At 30.2% G+C, this 22,143-nt stretch carries 14 protein-coding genes; 10 read left to right on the top strand and 4 right to left on the bottom strand.

The window, feature by feature from the left end:
• Positions 1 to 101 precede the first annotated feature (101 nt).
• Together V9L04_RS21325 and V9L04_RS21320 are read left to right on the top strand one after the other, a co-directional pair.
• Positions 102 to 308 carry a transposase gene (locus V9L04_RS21325; RefSeq protein ID WP_338791956.1) on the top strand — a complete coding sequence of 69 codons (207 nt, stop codon included), beginning with the start codon at positions 102 to 104 and terminating at the stop codon, positions 306 to 308.
• Positions 309 to 579: 271 nt separating this feature from the next.
• Positions 580 to 3,210, top strand: coding sequence for a M14 family zinc carboxypeptidase (locus V9L04_RS21320; protein ID WP_338791955.1), 2,631 nt, complete (start codon positions 580 to 582; stop codon positions 3,208 to 3,210).
• Between the two features lie 173 nt (positions 3,211 to 3,383).
• Here the strand turns inward: V9L04_RS21320 and V9L04_RS21315 are convergent, their stop codons facing one another.
• The 3 genes from V9L04_RS21315 to V9L04_RS21305 form a co-directional block, all read right to left on the bottom strand.
• Positions 3,384 to 7,403, bottom strand: a complete 4,020-nt coding sequence (locus tag V9L04_RS21315) for a PAS domain-containing protein (protein ID WP_338791954.1) — start codon at positions 7,401 to 7,403, stop codon at positions 3,384 to 3,386.
• 204 nt (positions 7,404 to 7,607) lie between these two features.
• Entirely contained in the window at positions 7,608 to 8,324 is a 717-nt protein-coding gene (locus V9L04_RS21310; protein ID WP_338791953.1) for a hypothetical protein, read from the bottom strand.
• A gap of 108 nt (positions 8,325 to 8,432) precedes the next feature.
• A complete protein-coding gene (locus V9L04_RS21305; RefSeq protein ID WP_338791951.1) occupies positions 8,433 to 9,719 on the bottom strand; it encodes a WG repeat-containing protein in 1,287 nt (428 codons plus the stop codon).
• A gap of 168 nt (positions 9,720 to 9,887) precedes the next feature.
• Between V9L04_RS21305 and V9L04_RS21300 the strand changes: the two genes are divergently transcribed.
• On the top strand, positions 9,888 to 10,283 hold the full coding sequence (locus V9L04_RS21300) for a DUF2721 domain-containing protein (RefSeq protein WP_338791950.1): 396 nt from the start codon (positions 9,888 to 9,890) through the stop codon (positions 10,281 to 10,283).
• 160 nt (positions 10,284 to 10,443) lie between these two features.
• On the opposite strand, the gene V9L04_RS21295 is transcribed toward V9L04_RS21300, so the two are convergent.
• Positions 10,444 to 11,967, bottom strand: coding sequence for an AAA family ATPase (locus tag V9L04_RS21295; protein WP_338791949.1), 1,524 nt, complete (start codon positions 11,965 to 11,967; stop codon positions 10,444 to 10,446).
• 502 nt (positions 11,968 to 12,469) lie between these two features.
• Here V9L04_RS21295 and purH point away from each other — a divergent pair.
• The 7 genes from purH to V9L04_RS21260 all read left to right on the top strand — a co-directional run bounded on the left by purH (position 12,470) and on the right by V9L04_RS21260 (position 22,069).
• Positions 12,470 to 14,020 (top strand): bifunctional phosphoribosylaminoimidazolecarboxamide formyltransferase/IMP cyclohydrolase, encoded by a 1,551-nt coding sequence (gene purH / locus V9L04_RS21290; RefSeq protein ID WP_338791948.1) that lies wholly within the window; start codon positions 12,470 to 12,472, stop codon positions 14,018 to 14,020.
• A gap of 96 nt (positions 14,021 to 14,116) precedes the next feature.
• Positions 14,117 to 14,989: a dTDP-4-dehydrorhamnose reductase gene (gene rfbD / locus V9L04_RS21285; protein ID WP_338791947.1), complete on the top strand. Its 873-nt coding sequence runs from the start codon at positions 14,117 to 14,119 to the stop codon at positions 14,987 to 14,989.
• A gap of 155 nt (positions 14,990 to 15,144) precedes the next feature.
• Positions 15,145 to 16,047 carry a hypothetical protein gene (locus V9L04_RS21280; protein WP_338791946.1) on the top strand — a complete coding sequence of 301 codons (903 nt, stop codon included), beginning with the start codon at positions 15,145 to 15,147 and terminating at the stop codon, positions 16,045 to 16,047.
• 73 nt (positions 16,048 to 16,120) lie between these two features.
• Positions 16,121 to 16,408: a hypothetical protein gene (locus tag V9L04_RS21275; RefSeq protein WP_338791945.1), complete on the top strand. Its 288-nt coding sequence runs from the start codon at positions 16,121 to 16,123 to the stop codon at positions 16,406 to 16,408.
• A gap of 53 nt (positions 16,409 to 16,461) precedes the next feature.
• Positions 16,462 to 17,013 carry a hypothetical protein gene (locus V9L04_RS21270; RefSeq protein WP_338791944.1) on the top strand — a complete coding sequence of 184 codons (552 nt, stop codon included), beginning with the start codon at positions 16,462 to 16,464 and terminating at the stop codon, positions 17,011 to 17,013.
• Positions 17,014 to 17,119: 106 nt separating this feature from the next.
• A complete protein-coding gene (gene tilS, locus V9L04_RS21265; protein WP_338791943.1) occupies positions 17,120 to 18,538 on the top strand; it encodes a tRNA lysidine(34) synthetase TilS in 1,419 nt (472 codons plus the stop codon).
• Positions 18,539 to 18,856: 318 nt separating this feature from the next.
• Positions 18,857 to 22,069: a tail fiber domain-containing protein gene (locus tag V9L04_RS21260; protein WP_338791942.1), complete on the top strand. Its 3,213-nt coding sequence runs from the start codon at positions 18,857 to 18,859 to the stop codon at positions 22,067 to 22,069.
• The last annotated feature ends 74 nt before the right edge of the window (positions 22,070 to 22,143 follow it).

The raw sequence follows: 22,143 nt of genomic DNA, 5'->3' as shown, positions 1-22,143 counted from the left end.
GTGATTGAATTTTTAGATAAATTATCATTTTTAATTTCTAAATTTACAGTTGTTGTATTAGATAATGCAAGGATTCACACTTCTAAAAAATTACTGAAAATTTGGCAACAAAGGGATTGCATACTTTTTATCTACCACCTTACTCTCCACACTTAAATATTATTGAAAGACTTTGGAAAGAAATAAAAGAAGGCTGGATAAAACCATCTGATTATACAACTGCTGCTGATTTATTTTATGCTGTAAATAGAATATGTGAAGCTATAGGAAAAGAGCTAAAAATAAACTTTTCTGAATGCTCTTTTTAGATATATTTAATTATGTCAAATTACTTAAATTAAAGGTTATCATGGTTATTGTTGTATAACAGTCTTCCAAACTGTTGAATTTGATAAAATACTGTTTTGGATGCTCAGACTGGAAGTCTAAACTACATTAGCACAAATCGTGATAAGATTTATTAGATAGAAACTTACTTGCGTTTTTTTTAACAATCTAATAAATTCAAGTTTGGTTACTGTTTTTTTAGTAATTTTCCTTTTTAGACTATTACAATTATTAAAAAAAGCCCTCAAACGAATGAAATTAAGAGTATTGCCTATTGTATTTTTTGTTTTTCTGTTTTTCATAAATCCCATTTTTGCACAAAAAATAAATTCTACATCTTCAAAAATTCAAGATTATTATTTTCAAACTCTACAAAAACAGTATGAAAAGAAAGGTGACAAATTAACCTTTGACCCAGCTATTTCGACTCCTGAACAAGTTTTAGGTTTTGAAATTGGTGACTGGCACGTTTCACACGACAAACTTCTCTTTTATTTACACACTCTAGCAAAGCAATCTAATAGAATCAGTATTGACACTATCGGATTTACGCACGAACAGCGTCCACTTATTCAACTTATTATAACAAATCCTGCAAATCAATCAAATTTAGAGGAAATACGTAAAAAACATATTGAACTGACAAATTCTAGTTCGGCAACTGTTTCTCCTGAAAGTCCTATTGTGGTTTGGCAAGGGTATAGTATTCATGGAAATGAAGCCAGTGGAAGTAATGCAGCTCTTTTATATGCTTATTATTTGGCTGCTGCTCAAGGAGGGGAAATTGAAAATAAACTCAAAAATGCAGTTATTATTCTTGACCCAAGTTTCAATCCTGACGGTCTGAATCGTTTTGCAAGTTGGGTAAATATGCACAAAAGCAAATCACAAGTAAGTGACCCAAATCGAAGAGAAACCAACGAACCTTTTCCTATGGGAAGAACCAATCATTATTGGTTTGACTTAAACAGAGATTGGTTGCCTGTTCAACAGCCTGAAAGTAAGGCACGTTTAAAGCGTTTTCACGACTGGAAACCAAATATCCTGACAGACCATCACGAAATGGGAACAAATAGTAGTTTCTTTTTTCAACCAGGTGTGCCACAGCGTACAAATCCGATTACGCCACAAAAAAATCAAGAACTGACTGCTAAAATTGGTAAATTTCACGCAAAGTTTTTAGATAATATTGGCTCATTGTATTATACCGAACAAAGTTTTGATGATTTTTATTATGGCAAAGGTTCGACGTATCCAGATGTAAATGGTTCTGTAGGAATTCTTTTTGAACAAGCCAGTGCAAGAGGACATGCACAAGAGAGCGAAAATGGAATTATTACCTTTGAGTTTGCTATTCGCAATCAACTTACTACTTCGCTATCTACCTTGGAAGCTGCTGTAAATCTTAGAAAAGAACTGTTAGATTATCAACAAAGTTTCTATAAAACGGCTGCCGATTTTGCCAAAAATTCTACTGAAAAAGGATATTTGATTGGAGGAAAAAATGATATTCCACGTTTTGAGGCTCTTTTAAAAATTTTAGAAATCCATCAAATTGAATTTTATACTTCTAAAAATGAAGTGAAAGAAAATCAAGGAAAGAATTCAGTTATTTTTTCTGATAAAAATTCGGTTGTCATTCCTGTAAATCAGACCCAAGGCAGATTAGTAAAAGCTATCTTTGATACGCCAAAAACTTTTAAAGACAGTATTTTTTATGATGTTTCGGCTTGGACTTTTACTTATTCTTTTGGCTTAGAACAAAAAATACTTTCTCAAAGTGAAGTTTCAAATCTGAAAGGAGAAAAAATAAATGCTTCTTACTTTTCTGATTCATTTGCTAAGAAAAATTTAGCTTTGCAAAAAAGTGAAATTGGCTATTTGATTGATTGGAAGAATTATTATGCACCAAGATTAGTAAATCAATTATTGGAAATTAATTTGAATGTCAAAGTTAGTGAAGAAGTGTTTTCGTATATAATGGATGAAAAGAAAACCGATTTTGATAGAGGAACTATTTTTGTAAAAGCTCCTGAGAATAAAAATGAAGCTGAAAATGTAGTGCAATTACTTTCAGAGATGAGCAAAGAACATTCTATACAAATTACTTCTTTAGAAACTGGACTGACTGATAATGGAGTTGATTTGGGAAGCCCAAGTTTTCAAACCTTGAAATTACCTAAAGTTTTGGTGGTTGTGGGAGAAGGTGTTGATTCGTATGAGGCTGGCGAAATTTGGCATTTATTAGATGCTCGTTATGGAATGAAAGTTTCTTTGATTGAAGCCAGTGATTTATCATTGATTGACTTACACGACTATACAACGATTGTTTTGCCAAGTGGATATCCTAAAAATTTGAATCCAAATGCACTTTCTAGTTGGACAGAAAATGGAGGGACTTTGATTGCTATTGGTTCTTCGATTAATTTTTTGAAAGGAAGTTCTTATTTCAATTTGAATCAAAAACAATCTTCTAGTCAGAATAATTCAGGACAAAAAGAGCGTTTAATGTACTCAACTAGAGATAATAATAGAGGTTCAAATTATGTAGGGGGATTGATTTTAGAAGGCCAATTAGACCTTTCCAATCCAATTGCTTTTGGTTACGAATCTGAAACAATACGTATTTTTAAAGACAATAGTATTTTTTTAGAATATCCTGATAATCCATATACAATGCCTCTTATTTATACTCAAAATCCTAAAACAAATATTGTAAGTGGTTATTTATCAGATTTGAATAAAGAAAAGTTGCAAAACAGTGTTTCTATCATTTCAAAGAATATAGGAAGAGGGAAATTTGTTGCTTTTGCTGATAATCCAAATTTTAGAGCATTTTGGTATGGAACAAATCGTTTGTTTATAAATGCAATATTCTTTTAACCGTTAACGAGGCTTTGTCGTCGTTGAGTTAATAATTGAAAATACAAAAGCCATTATTTTTCTAAAAAGAAGAATAATGGCTTTTTTCAAAACAGTAAATTCAAAAAGTAATTTCGTGATAACTGATAACTGATAACTGATAACTGATAACTGATAACTGATAACTGATAAATTTATATACTAATTCCCATTACACAAATATCATCAACTTGTTCATAATCTGTTCCCATCCAGTTCATTAGATTTCTTTTTAGAGAAACACGCTGATGACGCATAGATGTACTATGAGTATCATATAAAAGTTGTCTAAATTTATTGGACATGAATTTTCGTCCTTCTTCTCCTCCAAATTGGTCTTGATAGCCATCAGAATAAATATAAAACGCTTCTACATCTTCTAATTCGATTATATGATTTGTATATTCTTCATTCATAAACTTTTCAGTTCGTCCTCCAATAGGATGAACATCTCCTTTAATAAAAGTTAGATTTACTTCTGCACCACCTTTTTTGCGTTTTTTATGTAAATAAACTAAAGGATTTTTTGCTCCTGCAAATTCCATCATTCCAACAGATTTATCAACAACCACAACAGCCATATCCATTCCATCACGATTTCCTGTGGTGTCTTGTTTCAAAATTCTTCTTATTTCAGATTGCATAAAATCAAGAATTTTACTGGGTGTCGTAATTTGTTGTTGAAGAATAACATCATTAAGAAGAGTTGTTCCAAGTAATGACATAAATGCTCCTGGTACTCCATGTCCTGTACAATCTCCTACAACAGCAATTTGTCGTGTTCCTATTTCATTATACCAATAAAAATCTCCTGAAACTACATCTTTAGGTTCAAAAAAAACAAAAGCATCTTTAAAAATTTGCTTTAAATCTTGTGTACCTCCTAGCATAGCTGATTGAATGCGCTGAGCATAATTGATACTAGAAACAAGGTTTTTGTTTTGTTTTTCTATTTCAGAAGAGGTCTCTTGAAGTTTCTTTTTAGCTAATTCGGCTTTTGTAACATCTTGAAGTGTTCCTTTCATTTTTATCAGAATCCCTTTTTCATTAAAAACAGGATAGCCTTTTTCTCTTACATAAATTGTTTCTTTGCTTGGAGTAGTAATGCGATATATAGCATTAAAATCCTCATTTTGGGTCACAGCAATAGCCCAAGCTTCATTGAGTTGAGGTAAATCTTCTTCTTCTATCCAAGATTGAAAAATCTGTGTATCTTGTGGTATTTGATAATTTTCTACTTTAAATACTTTATCAAAACTATCTGACCATTTCACTTTTTTTGTAATAATATCCATATCATAACTCACAATTTGGGCAAGACGTTGCGATTCTTCAAGGTTCTCTTTATTTTCTTTTACATAGTTTAGTAGTTCTTCCTGCATTTTTTGTTGTGCAACTTCTTCACTAATATCTTGTGCTGTGCCTATCAGTGTAATAGGTTCTCCATCATCATTATATTTTATGATAGAATAAGTACGATAATATTTCCAATGCTCTTCTGATAAATGGGGTGGTTTTGCTCTATAGGTAGTAAATACTTCTTTTTTTTCACTCATCATAGCCTCTGCAATCGCTCGTTGATGTTCTTCTCTTTCTTCTGGATGTATAATAGCATCAAAAATAATTTGATTGATGAGTGTATCTTTTTCTAATCCATAAATATTAGGTAAATTTTCAGAGTGTTTGATTTGTCTTGTATGCAAATTCCAAACATAACTACCCATTTTTGCCATTTTTTCGGCGTCAGTAAGCATTTGTTGTTGTTGTTCTAGTTCTTTTTGAGAAATCAGAAGTTTTTCTGTTTGGGTTTCGATGATTTGTTCGGCTTGTTTTCTTTGTGTAATGTCCATCAAAACACCATCAAGATAATTTACTTTGCTTATCTTGTCTTCTACTACTTGTCCAGATTCTTCTACCCAAATGATAGAACCATTTTTATGAATAAGACGATACTCTATTTTATAAGGTAGTTTTGTTTCGATAGCTTGATTAATTTCTGCATCAATAAAATTGTCATCTTCATGAATAATACTAGCAAAAGAACGCATTTTATTATTTATAAAATCAGAAATTGGATAACCAGTAATTCTTTCGACTCCTTTAGAAATAAATTTCATTGTCCAATCTTCATCTATCAAGGCACGATACATAATTCCTTGCAGATTATTACTGAGTGACTCTAGTTGTCTTTGAGAATGTTCTAGGGCTTCTTGTTGTAGAGTGATTTGAGTAATATCTTGAATTACACCCAATACACGTTCTGGTTTTCCTGTGCTATCTTTTAATAAATTTGCTTCAATTTTTAATGTTTTCCATTCTTTTTGAGTGTTATTTTTGAAATTTCCTATCATAGAAAAAGTATCAATTTTTCCTTTTGATAATTCAGATAAGTAATTTGTAATTTTTTCTCTACTTGCTTTGTCATAATATTTTGCGTGGGTGTTCATATCTTTCATTTCAGATGCTTCCAATCCATATATTTCAGCTAGATTTTCAGAATAGGAAAAAGATAGGTTATCTAAAACCATATCAAAACTACCAATTTGAGAAATTTTTTCGGCACGAGAAAGTAACCTTTGTCTTTCCTCTACTTCTCGTTGAGCTACAAAGAGATTGTCATTAATGACTTGCAGTTGCTCTGTATTTTGACGCAGTTCTTCTTCTGAGGCTTGTAACTCTTGGTTCTGCAAGTTTCCTTGTTGAAGAAGTTTTTCTATTTCTTGTTCTTTTTTTACACTTTCCGTAATATCTTGTAAGCTATTGACGATATAAATTAGTTTCCCTCTCTTATTAAAAACGCAATGGGTAGCTCCTTGAAACCAATGCCAATCTTTGAAATAATCAGTTTTGATACGCAAACGATAAAAAGTGTCTTCATCGTTTTCTATAGCCTTTTTTTGATTTGACAGTAGTATTTGATAATCTTCAGAGTGAATAATACTTTCTAAAAATGTAGTGTCAATTTTTACGTCTTTATCAAGACCTAATATATAATTTAAGTGTTCGGTATGTGTAACTTCATTTGTTTTGATATTCAAGTCATAGGCTGCTAATTTTGCCATTTTCTTGGCTTGTGAAACTCTATTAACATAAGTTTTTAGTTCTCTTTGTGAATTAATTAAGTTATCATTTACTATTTTCATTTGTTCAGCACTTTGCTTTAACTCTTCTTCTGATGCTTGTAATTCTTGATTGTTTTCTTCTAAAGTTTTCGTAGCTATTTCTACATCTGTAAAAGCCATTTTTACTTGGTGAACCATTGGTTTTAAAACAATGAATGCAATAGTCCAAATAAAAACAAGCAAAAAGCCAATTACTCCAAGTTGTACTATTTGTAAGTAAGCAAGTTTTTCTTCTGCCTCTGCTTCATACATAACAACAATTTTGTTCATTATAGGAAGGAAAGAGTTTTCATTGCGCTCTATTTTCTGAATTGCATCTCGCATGCTTCTTTTGCTGCTTTCTGAATCTGTTATTTGATTAGCATCTAAAAGCTCCTCTAAACCTGCCAAAATTCCGTTGTAATATGGAGTAATTGAATCATATAAAGATTTTACTTCTTCAGAGTTAATATGATTGTTACTAAAATTTAATGTATTTTCTTTGCCTATTAAATTTAAATGTGCTGTTTTGAATTCTTTAATATCTAAATCTAATGCATTTATATAAGGAACTTGCTGTTCGCTTTGCGAAGGTGTGGTAGCTATGTATAAAGAACTTTTAGCTATTTTTTGGCTCAACATGCGCTGCCTTCCTGATATATTGATTATAGGTGCATCATTTTGCTGGTCAGATATAAAACTTTGAACAACTAGATAACTTCCTAATAATAGAATTGTAATAACAAGTGGAGCAGCTATATTTCCAATTCGTAGTTTTTTTAGAATTGCATTGTTTTCTTTTGCATACTGTTTTGAACTCAGCCCCTTCTTTTCATAACTAGCAATCAATTTATCTCTCAAAGAACCCATATAAGCAAAAGCACCTCCTAAAATTAAAGGAGCAACATCGATAACAAAATGAATAGGATTAACTTGGTGTAGCTTTACAATCATTGCCCAATTGAAAGCAAGTTGTTTGAAAAAGAAGCCATCAAGAATCCAAGCAAATAAGGGAAAGAATAAACCAAATACTAGTCCACCAATGGCATATTTGATTGTATTAAAATAACGCATATATTTTCGTATGGAATAACTATCTTATTTATTTGAAAAGTCAATATGAAATAAGATCAAAGGGAATAAGTAGAGTTTTGCATCTGTATAGATAGGGAAAACACAAATACATAGCCAATATAAGCATTTTTTTTATACTAAAATAGGACTTTAAAGGATTGTTTTTTAGGTATTTATAGGTTAAATAGGGGTGTTTTGTCTTATTTAATTTTCTAATTGCACTTTTTTAATAAAATGCTTGTAGTCGGAATATGTAAAATATTTTTTTTGACTCAAAAAAACTTCTTTTTCGTGTTTGAATTCAATTTCTTTATCTACTGGCACATCTGTTTTGTAATCAATTATTTTTTCTAGTTCTTCTTTAGTAAAAAAAACTTTTCTCAAAATAAGACGAACAGTTTTAAAATTTTCTTCAATATCTGATATCCAAATCAATGTTTGAATAGCAAAAAACAGAAAAAAAGCATTTAATAAATGAGGTAAAATATAAACATATAAATTGCTATAATCAGCAAGAGCATTTTCTAATAAATCAATATCAAGACTTCTAAGACGAGTATAATTGTCATATTTCCACCATTTTTCAAAAAAATACATCTGAATATGTTGGGTAAGTAAGTAGCAGATATTAACTATCCAAAAGAGTGTTCCAACATTGTTTTTTTCTAAATCATAAAGCATAAAACGCCTTTTTAAAAAAATAACAACTAACATAGTAGCTCCTAAACTCAAAGCTAAAGAAATATAATAAGGCACACTATAATCTAACTTTCCATTTTGAAAAAGTGAAAGTAGATATTGATTTTTTAGAAAAAATAGCTTTAAAATTCCTTCTGCAAATAAGGCGCAACTAATAGGAATGGCAAACAAAACTAAGAAAAACCAAAAATAATAAGTAAGATTAAGAACCTTTTTTTTCATAAAATTTATTTGTAGAATTACGAATTACGAATTACGAATTACGAATTTATTTTTTTGATAATAAGAACTCTGAAACAATTATTTCAGAAAGTAATTTCTGACTAATCACTATTTTCTTTTTAGATTGACAAATTTTTCTTCTCCATTTATTTCCACATTAAAGCCAAATTTTTCAGGAACAAAGGTAAGTTTATCATATTCAAAATTGAGTAGTGTTTTTCCTTCTATATCTAGAATCCCATATTTACCTTTTTGTTTTGCAATAATAAGTGTTTTGAAAAAGGCATTTTGTTCGCTTTCTAAAGCAAGATATTTTATTTCTTCATACGAATCTTCAAGAGCTTTTTTTCCATTTCTATCAATAGCTGTCCAGTTTCTACCTTTTCTGACAAAAGCAATATCTTTTCGGAAAGGTTCGGCAGCATCATAATTTACTTTTATGACTTCTTTACCTTCCAAATTTATCCAACCCCATTTTCCTTCTTTTTGTACTAAAGCGATTAGGTTTTCTGCTGCTCCTGTTGTTTTACCTTTTTCAGTAGAAAACTCCCCTAAATATTGATATTGAGGTGCTAAAATAGCTTGATTATGTAGTAAAATAAAACCATAATTTGTTCCTTGTTTTATCTTTAAGATATGAGTTGAATGTGTCTTTTTCTTTTCTTCTACTTTTATATCTTGTAGATAATCAATAGAATTATACTCTGAACGCAATAGAGGAACATTATTATGAAGATCAAAAAGTCCGTATTTCCCTGCTTTTTTTGCTGTAATGAGTTCGGGTTTTAATACTCTTTCAATTCTGGCTGTGTCTCCATAACGTGTGATATAATATTTTATGAATTCAATTTCATCATACGAAGGACGAATAACTACATTTCCATAAGCATCAGCTAAACCTACCTTTCCTTTATCATGAAATAACATCACCTTTGTTTTTCCACGTGCACTCTGACACGTTTCAGGCATAAATTCTATTTTTTCGTAAAGTGCTGTAAGTGGTTTTCCTGTTGCATCTAAAACTCCATATTTTCCTCTACTTTGCACTAATAATGTTCCTTCCCAACGTGTACAAGTAGAATCTTCACCTTCAAAAAAAGTTATTTTTTCATATTGGAAAGGAACAATAGTAGCATTTGTATCATTGAGAACACCTAATTTTCCTTCAATACTTGCAATTTTGATAGAGTCTCCTCCATAGGCTAAAAGAGCTTTTCTTTCCACAATAATGGTATCTATTTTCGGTGCAGTATCTTCTTCTGTGGCTGTTTCCCATCCATCTTCATTTGTAGTTTGTGCAAGATTAAGAGAGGGATTTATACAACATAACCCTATTAAAAAAGAAAATATAAATAAGGTGTTTTTGAAAATACTTTTTGTTACAGTAATATGCATTAGATATTTTTTTAAATGAAAATCAAAATGTAATAGTATAATTTTTTTGATTTTTTATAAGATATAATTTAGAATAGCAAATAATATTCCCTTTTCTTTGTGTTACTTTTTAGCAATTATTTGTAACTGAAAAATCAATTTAGCTAATCAACCACAATTAATTATTTTATGGAAATCAGTCTCACTACCCCTGCCTTACTTTTTCCTGCTATTTCGTTGCTTTTGTTAGCTTATACCAATCGTTTTTTGGCAATTGCTACACTTATTCGAAATTTACATGAAAAATATGAAAACGAACCAAATAAAATTTTGATACAACAAATTAAGAATCTCAAAAGAAGAGTTTATTTAATTCGCAACATGCAATTTTTGGGAGTTTCTAGTCTGCTTTTGTGTGTAATTTCTATGTTTGCTCTTTTTTGGAAACAAATGGAAGTTGGACAATGGCTTTTTGGAATAAGTTTAGTTTTACTTATGCTTTCACTTTCTCTGTCAGTGATTGAAATACAAATTTCTGTAAAAGCTCTCAATATTCAAATTGGGAATATGGAAAAGAGGAAATAATATAAAGATAAAATAAACATAAAATCAAATTTATAACAAAAAACCCTGCTTAGATAATCTAAACAGGGTTTTGAGTGTATTATAAAATACTAAGATTGTGAAACAAGATAACACAATCCCTAATTATAATAGCTTAAAGGTGCTTTTTTAATATCTTTCATTAGTTAGATTTTAGATTTTTCTCTGTTCTTTTCTCCTCTTTTTTTTCGTCTGACTCTAAAAATGTATAATAAATAGTATTAAAACGCTCATTCAAATCTGAAATGGTTTGGTCGATAGATTCTATTTCAATTCCACGTTCTGTAATGGGAACATTAACTGCCGTTTCTTTACCTTTTTCAAAATAATAAATACCAATATTTTCTTTATTCAGAATTTGATTTTGAGTATATCCATATTTTTCCATTATCCTGTCTTTATCTTTGAAAGAATCAGCAAGTAATAATAAAGTACTCAATTCTTTAATAATATAATCACTATGTGTAGTCGCCACTACTTTAAAACCTTCATTGACCAAACGAGCCAAAAAGCGAGCTACCAAAATTTGATTATCTGGGTATAAATTTAGTTCTGGTTCTTCAATAATGATACAATCATTTTTCTTTGCTGAATGACGTAAATAAAAAACAAGAGAAGCAAGAGATTTTACAAGAGAAGAAGTCTGATAGATTTCTAAAACTACATTTTCTCCATTTTCAGTATAAAAATTAGGTTGATATTGCAACGTTTCATTCTGCCCAACACTTATTTTTCCTTCTAAAATGGTTTTTTCTAACTCAATTGCTAGAAATTCAAATTCACTTTTTTCCTTTTGCAGATTTATTAAATCTTGTGCTGTAAATAATCCATCTACTATTGGTTTTGGATAACGGTTTATTATAGTGCTACTTACAAATTCTAATAATTTTGTTTTGGTTTCGCCATTAGTTTCTAGTATTTTATAAAAAAAATTATTATTGTTTAGTGCTAATTCTTCGCTAAAAATATCTATGGCTTCCCGTTCAGAAGTAAAAATAAAACTTCTGAAAGAAAAATTTAAACAAATACGTAGTATAGAGAAATAAATTTGCATTGTAACAAATTCCAACGATAAATCTTCGTCTAACGATAAGTCTTCTAAAAGCTCAAATATCACTTTGCAACTGTTTTTTTCTTTTTTTGCTTTTATTCTTCTTGTTTCTCCATCCCAATAAATCATTTCATCGACTGGTGAACTTCTTAAATTATTTTTAATAAATTCTTCTGTATAATTAAGTTCAAAGCTTAGTTTTTCGAGTATTTCTTTACTAAAAAAATTATTTAAAGAATTCTCTGAGCTTATTTCCTTCATTATATTTTTAGCTATTTCATTTTTTAAATTGAAAACTAAATTTTTTGTAAATTTTGAAATATCAATTTCTATTTTTTTATTTTCTATAAGTTGTTTTGCAAAAAAAATAATTTCTTTGCCTTCTGCACTTTTGACTAAAGGCAAAGAGATACTATTTCTTTCATGTGAAGTACCCAACAAATTTTGTATACTCATATAAAGTTTAAGACCTAAGCTTAGGTGTAAAATATCATAAATTAGATAAGCTACATATGTTTTGCCAGTATTATTATGTCCACAGAGTAAAATAAGATCTTTGTTAAGGTCTATTTCTGCTTCTTTGAGTGCACCTAGATTTTTTATTGTTAGTATCATTGCTTTTATTCTTTAAAGGTTATCACGATTATTTTTGTATAACAGTCTTCCAGACTGTTGGATAGGATAAAATACTGCTTTTTATGTTCAGACAAGATGTCTGAACTACCTTAATACAAACCGTGATAAGGTTTTTTATTGATTCAGTTTTATTTTCTATCGTAAATTTAGTGGTATTCTTTAATTATCTAGGTAAATTATGTATTGACTAACTTCACACAGGCAGTCTTTGTTAAGATTTTAGAGTCTTGTATTTTTTGTCAAAGTAAACAAAAGGCAAGTTTAGGAGCAATTTTATATTTTTGGGTGTTTATTTATGGTTATACATCTAAGATTTATAATTGATGGTATACTCAATGTAAATTTTAGTTTGGATAGATTTACATTTCTCTCTTTCAATTTTAAGATTTATATGTAGTTTTGTAGAAACATTGTACGAAAATATATTCTGATAAATCAAGAACCAGAATATTCAAACATACAGCAAAACTTCATACTTTTTATGCAAAAGAAAATCAAATCTGCGCTTATTTCAGTATTTTATAAAGATGGTTTAGAACCTCTTTTACAAACTCTAGCTAGTCAGGGAGTTACGATTTATTCCACAGGAGGAACTCAAAAATTCATTGAAGAACAAGGCATTTCTGTGGCTCGTGTTGAAGACCTTACTTCTTATCCTTCCATTTTTGGAGGACGAGTAAAGACACTTCACCCAAAAGTTTTTGGAGGAATTTTGCATCGTCGCAATCTTGAAAGTGATAGAGAAGAAGCTGAAAATTATGAAATTCCTGAAATTGACTTAGTAATTGTAGATTTATATCCCTTTGAGGAAACTGTAAAATCAGGAGCAAGTGAAGACGAAATTATAGAAAAAATTGATATTGGTGGAATTGCTCTTATTCGTGCAGCAGCCAAAAATTACAACGATGTAGTTATTATTTCTGACAAAAAAGATTATCCACTTCTAAATCAGATTTTGAGAGACCAAAATGGAAGTACCAATTTAGAAACTAGACGTAATTTTGCAACAAAAGCATTCAATACTAGTTCGCATTACGACACAGCTATTTTTAATCACCTCAATCAAGTCAATACGCAAGGAGATGATTTGAATTTAGTTTTCAAACAAAGTATTAAAGAAGGAAGAGCCTTGAGATATGGAGAAAATCCACATCAGAGAGGCTATTTTTATGGAGACTTGGAAGCACTTTTTGAGCAGTTAAATGGCAAAGAATTGTCTTACAATAATCTTGTAGATGTTGATGCTGCTGTTGCTTTGATTGATGACTTTGAAGAGTCTAAAAATGAAACTCCTGCCTTTGCTATCCTAAAACATACCAACGCTTGTGGAATGGCAACTGCCAAAACAGTAGCCGAAGCCTATAAAAAAGCCTTTGCAGCCGATACTCTTTCTGCTTTTGGAGGTGTTTTGATTACAAATAGTGAAGTAGATAAAGAGGCTGCTGAAGCCATGAATGATTTGTTTTTTGAAGTTTTGATTGCACCTAGTTTTTCAGATGATGCGTATGATATTCTTTCTCAAAAGAAAAACCGTATTCTATTAAAACGCAAAGAGGTCGATTTTCCACACGTTCATTACAAAACATTATTAAACGGTGTAATTTCGCAAGATGCTGATAAGAAAAGAGAAACTAAAAAAGACCTCAAAACAGTAACCAAAAAAGAGCCAACAAATGAGCAGGTTGAAGCGTTACTTTTTGCAAATAAACTTGTCAAACATACCAAATCAAATACAATTATTTTGGCTGTAGAAGGACAACTTTTGGCAAGTGGTGTTGGACAAACTTCTCGTGTCGATGCACTCAAACAAGCGATTGCAAAAGCTAAAGTTTTTGGTCTTGATTTAAAAGGAGCTGTTATGGCTTCTGATGCCTTTTTTCCTTTTCCAGATTGTGTAGAAATTGCTGCACAAGAAGGAATTAGCGCAGTTATTCAACCTGGTGGTTCGATAAAAGACCAAGATTCGATTGATGTATGTGATGCAAATGGAATGGCAATGGTCTTGACAGGAACTAGACATTTTAAACATTAAAAAAACAATAGCAAACAATTAAAGGACAGGGCTAAAACCCTGTCCAATTGATAAAAATACAAATACTGTTTGCTATTACTTAATAAATATAAACCTATGATTTTAGTAACAGGAGCAGACGGACAACTAGGACAAGAGCTTCAAGCCTTAAAAAAAGCCTATCCTTTTGATTTTCATTTTACTGATTTTGAAAAGCTAGACATTACACATCCAAAGCGTGTAAATGAATTATTTGAACTTCAACATTTTGATTATTGTATCAATGCAGCAGCTTATACAGCCGTTGATAACTCTGAAAATGATAAATTGGCAGCTTATGAAGTCAATGTAGTGGGAACAACAAATCTTGCAAAAGCATGTGAAAAACACGGTGTGCGTTTGATTCATATTTCGACAGATTTTGTTTTTGATGGTAAAAAAAATACGCCTTATACAGAAAATGATACGCCTAATCCAAAGGGCGTATATGGAACTTCAAAATGGCAAGGCGAAAAAAATGTGTTATTGTATAATCCACACACTATTATTTTGAGAACAGCTTGGCTGTATTCTTCTTTTGGTAAAAATTTTGTCAAAACAATGCTTTCACTTGCTGATAAAAATCCTTTGAATGTAGTATATGACCAACTAGGAAGTCCGACTTATGCACGAGATTTGGCAGATACAATTCTTCAAATTATTCTCAATTTAGAAGATAAGAAATTTGTTGAGCCTCATTTGTGGGGAACATATCATTATTCAAATGAAGGTGTAGCGAGTTGGTATGATTTTGCTCAAGCGATTTTTGAATTGTCAAAACAAACAAAAGATAAAAAAATAAATTTACAACCTGTTCGTTCAGTGCAATTTCCAACGCCAGCAGAGCGTCCTTCGTATAGTGTATTAGATAAGTCTAAAATCAAACAGAATTTTGATATCGAAATTCCTCATTGGAGAGATGCTTTAAAGCGTTGTTTGAATAAAATGTAAATAGTACTATTGTATCAATACAGATAAAATTTGATTTCATTCATTCTTCAATTAGACAGGGTTTTAACCCTGTTATTTGAATTTGAAAGCTGATAAAACAGGGTCAAAACCCTGTTCAATTTATAATTCATTATACATTTAATGTTTGTTATTGAATGCAAATCCACAAAATAAGCTCAAATTTTAAAGAACATCAAAATCTCCTAGCTCAAAACCGAAAGGATCCTATAACAGGAGATACTATTTTGCAAGGTGATAGAGTCGTTTTTTGTGCCATTTGCAAATCGGTTTTTTTGAGTGATACGTGGGAATATTTGGGAAAACAGCATTGTGAGCAGTCTGAAACATTGGTTGAATTTCCTTTAAATTATGCTCCAATTCTTCTTAAGGCATCTGAACAGCTTTTATTTTATAGTTATCTTGCTTCAAGCAATGGATTTACCGATACTATTCCTAGAATTGACAGAAGCATTTGGAAATTTAGAGGACAGTTTACTCAGACTCATGGAGAGTTTAAAGATATATTGAATATAGCAGGGTTTATAGGAATATTGGGGATTTTTGCTGCCATTTTAATCACTAAAAATGCTTTATTTATTTTGCTTCTACTTTTAATTTTTGTATTTTTTTTCATTCTAAAAGAAAATTTACCAAGTAACAAAGCTAATAACATAACCACATTTCATAAAGAATTTAATGATACTGTTTTTTATATTTCAGACAAAAAAATAGGCTTTAGCACCTCTGTTGGAACTGAAGATTATGCTTCAGATTTTACTGACATTCAGTCAATATCATTAGATTTTTCACAGTTTATTAGTTTTTCTTCTGCTTTTGGCGATTGTATTATTGAAGATAGAAATAGAGGACAAGTAAAATTTCGTCTCAATTATTTTGAAATATTAGAAAATGATAGCTTGTTGAAAACACTAAACTTTCTAAATAAAAAATATGGCATTGAAATAAATATCAGAACTAATAGTAGAAAAAATAAGCAAAATATAGAGACTTTCATAAAGATGGAACAATCTAAAATCAACTTCTCACTTACAAATTAAAAATACAGTTTAACTATGCTCAAAAGAAATTGATCAAGAGAATAAGAACGTTATCTAAACCAACACATTATAAATGCACATCCACAAAATAACCTCAAATTTTAAAGAACACCAAAATTTCCTAGCACAAAACCGAAAAGACCCTATAACAGGAGATACTATTTTGCAAGGCGATAGAGTCGTTTTTTGTGCTGTTTGCAAATCGGTTTTTTTGAGTGATACGTGGGAATATTTGGGAAAACAGCATTGTGAGCAGTCTGAAACATTGGTGGAATTTCCTGAAAAATTGTCTAAAACAAATTTTACATTTAAAGGAAAGACTATTTTCTATGTTTTTTACCACAAGGAAAAGATATTATAAATTATTTTTCAAGTAAAATAAATAGAAATACGTGGCAAGAAAAGCAGGGAGAAATGGCTCAACAAAATTATATTTTATACAAAAAATCTCTACTTTATATTTTACTTATTTTAATGCTTTTAATTGGTTTGAGTTGCTCTTTTTTTATAGAAAATCCTTTTCCTTTTGTAGGAGCATTGCTTTTTTCGCTTCTTATTTTTTTTGTTAGTGAAATAGAACATCATTTAAAGGGAACAAACTTGAAAACTATTCATAAAAAATTCTTAGAAGATGCTTTCTACATGTATAAAGGAGGTGTGGGTTTTAGTAAAAAATTTGGAATACAAGAATTTTTTCTGCCTTCTACTAATATTCGTTCTTTAAATATTCATTTCTACCCAAATGACATATTTATTATTGAAGATATAGAAGGCAAGACTTTACAATTCCCAACTAGTTATCTTTTGATAAATGATAAGGAAAATACCCTCAAAGTACTGAATACACTAAGTGAAAATTGTATAGTTTCATTGTACTTGAAAGATGATAATTATTCTAATTTTTTCTATCATCTAGAACGTATAGTAAAAGAAAGACATTATAATATTACAATTTATAAAACTTAACTATGCACATCCAATAAATAACCTCAAATTTTAAAGAACACAACGTTTTTCTGATCCCCAAAAATGAAAATACCCTATAAACCACTTCATTTTAAAGAAGAAACTAATGACAATTTTAAAAACAATTGATTTTTTTTGTACTAAAAATAATTTTGACTTAGAAAATAAATCCATTCTTGTGGCTGCTAGTGGTGGCGTAGATTCAATGGTTTTAATTGATATTTTGTTGAAAATAAACTCTAATTGTGATAAAAAAATAAGTAAAATCGGAATTGCTCATTGTAATTTTAGTTTGAGAGGTAAAGAGTCCGATCAAGATGAAATGCTGATAAAAGAATATGCTATAAAAAACAACCTTCCTTTTCATGCTATAAGATTTGATACAAAAAAGGTTGCGAAAGAGCAGCAAAAATCTATTCAACTTATAGCTAGAGAATTGAGATATAATTTTTTTGAAAAAATTAGTCAAACAGAAAATTATGATTTTGTTGCGACAGCACATCATTTATCGGACTCTTTAGAAACCTCTATTTATCATTTGAGTAAAGGAACAGGTATTTCAGGTTTGAGAGGAATTTTGCCAAAACGAAAAATTACCAAAGAACAAACTCAAATTATTCGTCCTTTGCTTTGTCTTACCAAAGAGGAAATTTTGAATTATGCCAAAGAAAATAATTTAAAGTGGCGAGAAGATGCCAGCAATCAGACTGAAAAATACAAACGTAATTTTATACGACATCAAATTATTCCTCGTCTCACAGAAATAAATTCAGATATAGAAAAAACATTTCTAAATACTTCTGAGAGGTTACGAAGTATGGAAAACTTACTTCAATTTCACGTAAAAGAATTTGAAAAGACAATTTCAATAGATAAGGATAAAAGTAGCTTAATATACGTTTCTGAGCTGAAGAAATTAATAGAACCTTTACTTATTATTTCTGAATTTCTCAAAAAACAAGGATTTTCATACAAACAAGCCAAACAAATTGTAGAACAGCTAGAGAACTCTGAACAAGAAACTAAAACTTTTATCTCAAAATCACATATTCTCTATACAAATAAAAAGGAATGGATTTTAGTCAATCAAAACCAAAATCAAATTGATGAGGAAGATAAAGAATTTTTAATTCTATTCAATTCTAATGAGTCAGATAATTTTATTATTAAAAGTAATACAGATGAAATTAATTTAACTTTAGAAAAATGTAACCCAAAAGATGCTAATTTCAAAGGAAAAGCTATGTATTTAGATTTAGATAAATTAGAATTTCCTTTGAAATTGAGAAAATGGAAAGATGGAGATAAATTTATTCCATTAGGAATGAAAAATAAAAAGAATGTAGGAGATTTTCTAACTGACCTCAAAATTTCGATTTATCAAAGAAATTTTGTTTATGTTTTGTTATCCAAAACTAATATAGTTTGGGTAGGAATTATTGGAGAAAATCAAGTAAACGGATTAAGAATAAATAATAACTTTAAATTAAATACTACAACAAAAAATAGCATCAAAATATTTTAAAATGACTATAATGTTTAATTAAAAACGACCTGACTTGTTTACTTTAACTCTTTTATACTTAGAGTATTACTGATAAATCCTAAACAAAAGTAAAAAAAAACAAACATAATTTAAGAATTTGCGTTATAAAACCAATCACATTATATAACACCAATATTTTATTTTATTGGTTTGATGATGTTATTATTTTTTAATTCCAAAATTTTTGTATTCAACTTCTTTATTGAGTTAGAGCATTTTTATTTTCTCTATCTAATTTTTAGTTAAAGTTTTAGTTGATAACATTCTTTTTTATCTGCATTTTTACTTTTCCCAGCTATGAAATCATTTTTACTTTTATTGGTATGCTTTATCTGTATGCCTTTTTATCTATACGCTCAAACTAATATTTTCTCTTATTCATCAGGTATTTCTTATCAAGGAAAGCTAATGCAAAATGGACAACTTTATGAAGGAAATGAGACTATTTTATTTGAATTTATTTCTGAAAATGACCAAGTAAAATGGTCTGAAACACAACAAGTTGTTATTCAAAGAGGGCTTTATTCAGTTGTTTTGGGCAGTAACAATCCTATTGAAAATACACTTTTTAGCGAAAATCCTAACTTGAGATTGAGAATAAAAATAGGCGATACTGCTCCTATGATAGCTACTTCACTAAATTCTGTACCTTATGCCTATATGGCTAAAAGTGTAGCTACTGGCTCTGTCAAGCCCTCTAGTATTGAGGGAGGAGGAAATAATAAAATTCTTACTACTAATTCGATAGGAGAAGTTGTTTGGCTTAACAAAACAGATTTACAAAGCAATCCAAATTCTTTGGGTAATGCAGGTGGAGATATAAGTGGCAATTATACAAACCTTCAAATCAATGATGGAGTAATAACCACTAATAAAATTGCAGATAACACTATTGAGACAGAAGATATTAATACTAATGCTATAACTACAGATAAAATTCAAGAAGGTGCAATTACAGAAACTAAAATTCAAGGAGGAGGAAATAATAAAGTTCTTACAACAACAGGAACAGGAGAAGTTATTTGGGTAGACAGAAGTACCTTTACTTCAGGTTCACTTGGAAATGCAGGAGGTGATTTAAGTGGTGATTACTCAGCTTTAGAGCTAAAAGAAAACGTAGTTTCAAGTTTTGAGTTATCTGATAATGCAGTTGAGACGATTAATATTACTAATGAAGCTATCACAGAATCAAAAATCAAAAAAGGTTCAGCCAATACAGTGATGGTCACTGATGGCAGTGGAAACGTAAGTTGGGAAAATCGCAGTAATTTTGATGTCACTCCAACTAGTTTAGGTTCAGCCGATGGTGATATTGAAGGCACTTATGATGCTCTTCAACTGAAAGAAAACGTAGTTTCAAGTTTTGAATTATCTGATAATGCAGTTGAGACGATCAATATTACTAATGAAGCTATCACAGAATCAAAAATCAAAAAAGGTTCAGCCAATACAGTTATGGTAACGGATGGTTCAGGAAACGTAACTTGGGAAGACAGAAGTAATTTTGATGTTACTCCAACTAGTTTAGGTTCAGCCGATGGTGATATTGAAGGCACTTATGATGCCCTTCAACTAAAAGAAAATGTAGTTTCAAGTTTTGAGTTATCTGATAATGCAGTAGAAACGAATAATATAGAAAATGAAGCTGTAACAGAATCAAAAATCAAAAAAGGTTCAGCCAATACAGTGATGGTCACTGATGGCAGTGGCAATGTAAGTTGGGAAAATCGCAGTAATTTTGATGTCACTCCAACTAGTTTAGGTTCGGCAGATGGCGATATTGAAGGCACTTATGATGCTCTTCAACTAAAAGAAAACGTAGTTTCAAGTTTTGAATTATCTGATAATGCAGTAGAAACGATTAATATTACTAATGAAGCTATCACAGAGGATAAAATCAAAAAAGGTTCAGCTAATACAGTGATGGTCACTGATGGCAGTGGCAATGTAAGTTGGGAAAATCGCAGTAATTTTGATGTCACTCCAACTAGTTTAGGTTCAGCAGATGGTGACATTGAAGGCACTTATGATGCTCTTCAACTAAAAGAAAACGTAGTTTCAAGTTTTGAATTATCTGATAATGCTGTTGAGACGATTAATATTACTAATGAAGCTATCACAGAATCAAAAATCAAAAAAGGTTCAGCCAATACAGTGATGGTCACTGATGGCAGTGGCAATGTAACTTGGGAAGATAGAAGTACCTTTACTTCAGGTTCTTTAGGAGCAGCTAGTGGCGATTTAAATGGTACGTATCCCAATTTAGAAATTAATCCTAATGCTGTTACTTCAATTGAACTTGCTGATTATGCTGTAACTTCTCAAAAAATTCAAGGTGGGACAGCTAATACAGTTATGATAACGGACGGTTCAGGAAGTGTAACTTGGGAAGATAGAAGTACCTTTACTTCGGGTTCTTTAGGAGCTGCTAGTGGCGATTTAAACGGTACGTATCCTAATTTACAATTAAATGCTAATGTTGTCACTACAAATGAACTTGCTGATAACTCTGTTAATTCTCAAAAAATTCAAGATGGAACTATAACTTCCCAAAAAATTCAAAATGGTTCTATAACGGATACAAAATTATTGAATGGAGCAGTTTCAGAGCTAAAAATTCAAAATAATGCTGTTACAAGTAACAAAATTGCAAATAATGCTATAACTAATAGTAAAATTACAAATAATGCAGTGAGTGCTAACAAAATTCAAAGTGGAGGAAATGACAAAGTGCTTTTGACTAGTGCTAGTGGTACAGTATATTGGGAAGATCAATCTTCTTTTGCTAGTTCTTTACCTGCTACGTCAGGAGATTTAACTGTAAATGGAGATTTCTTAGTAGGTGGAGGTAATGATGTTATTTTTGGTGATGCAAGTAATCTGGATGATAGATTTGACATGTATGGTGAATTTGATCATTATGGAGACCATTTTCACGTAAATGATACAGAAGCCAAATTTGATAAGGGTATCAATGTAAAAGAAAACTCAAACTTTAAAGATGATGTAAGAATAGAAGGAGATTTGAGAGTGGATGGAAATTTTACAAATCCTAGTGATATTCGTTATAAGAGAAATATTCAAACAATGAATAATTCACTCAATGATATTTTGTCTTTACGTGGAACTACTTATTACTGGAAGGATACAGTTGCCATGAATAATAGATTTCAATTTGGAGTAATTGCTCAAGAAGTAGAAGAAGTATTTCCTAATTTGGTAGTTACAGATGAAAATGGTTTTAAATCTGTAAATTATATAGGTCTTGTTCCCGTTTTGTTACAAGCTACTAAAGAACAACAAGAAATAATTGAACAGAAAGAAACAAAACTTCAAGAATTAGAAACTCGTTTGGAAGAACTTGAAAACAAATTGATAGATTCTGAAAAATTAAATGCTAAGAATGAAGCTACACAGAATAATCAACAATCAGATACCGAAAAACGTCTAGCAGAACTAGAGCGCATGCTCAAAGTGCTTACAGTTAAAAATATAGCTGATACAGAATAATTATTCTTCTTGATGAATAAATAAAAAAGCCTTTCAATTCTATAAATAATAGATTTGAAAGGCTTTTTATTTTA

Origin of the sequence: Bernardetia sp. MNP-M8, assembly GCF_037126285.1 — a bacterium.
Classification (GTDB): domain Bacteria; phylum Bacteroidota; class Bacteroidia; order Cytophagales; family Bernardetiaceae; genus Bernardetia.
Note: the sequence above shows the minus strand (reverse complement) of the source record. Positions and strands in the feature narration are given on the sequence as shown.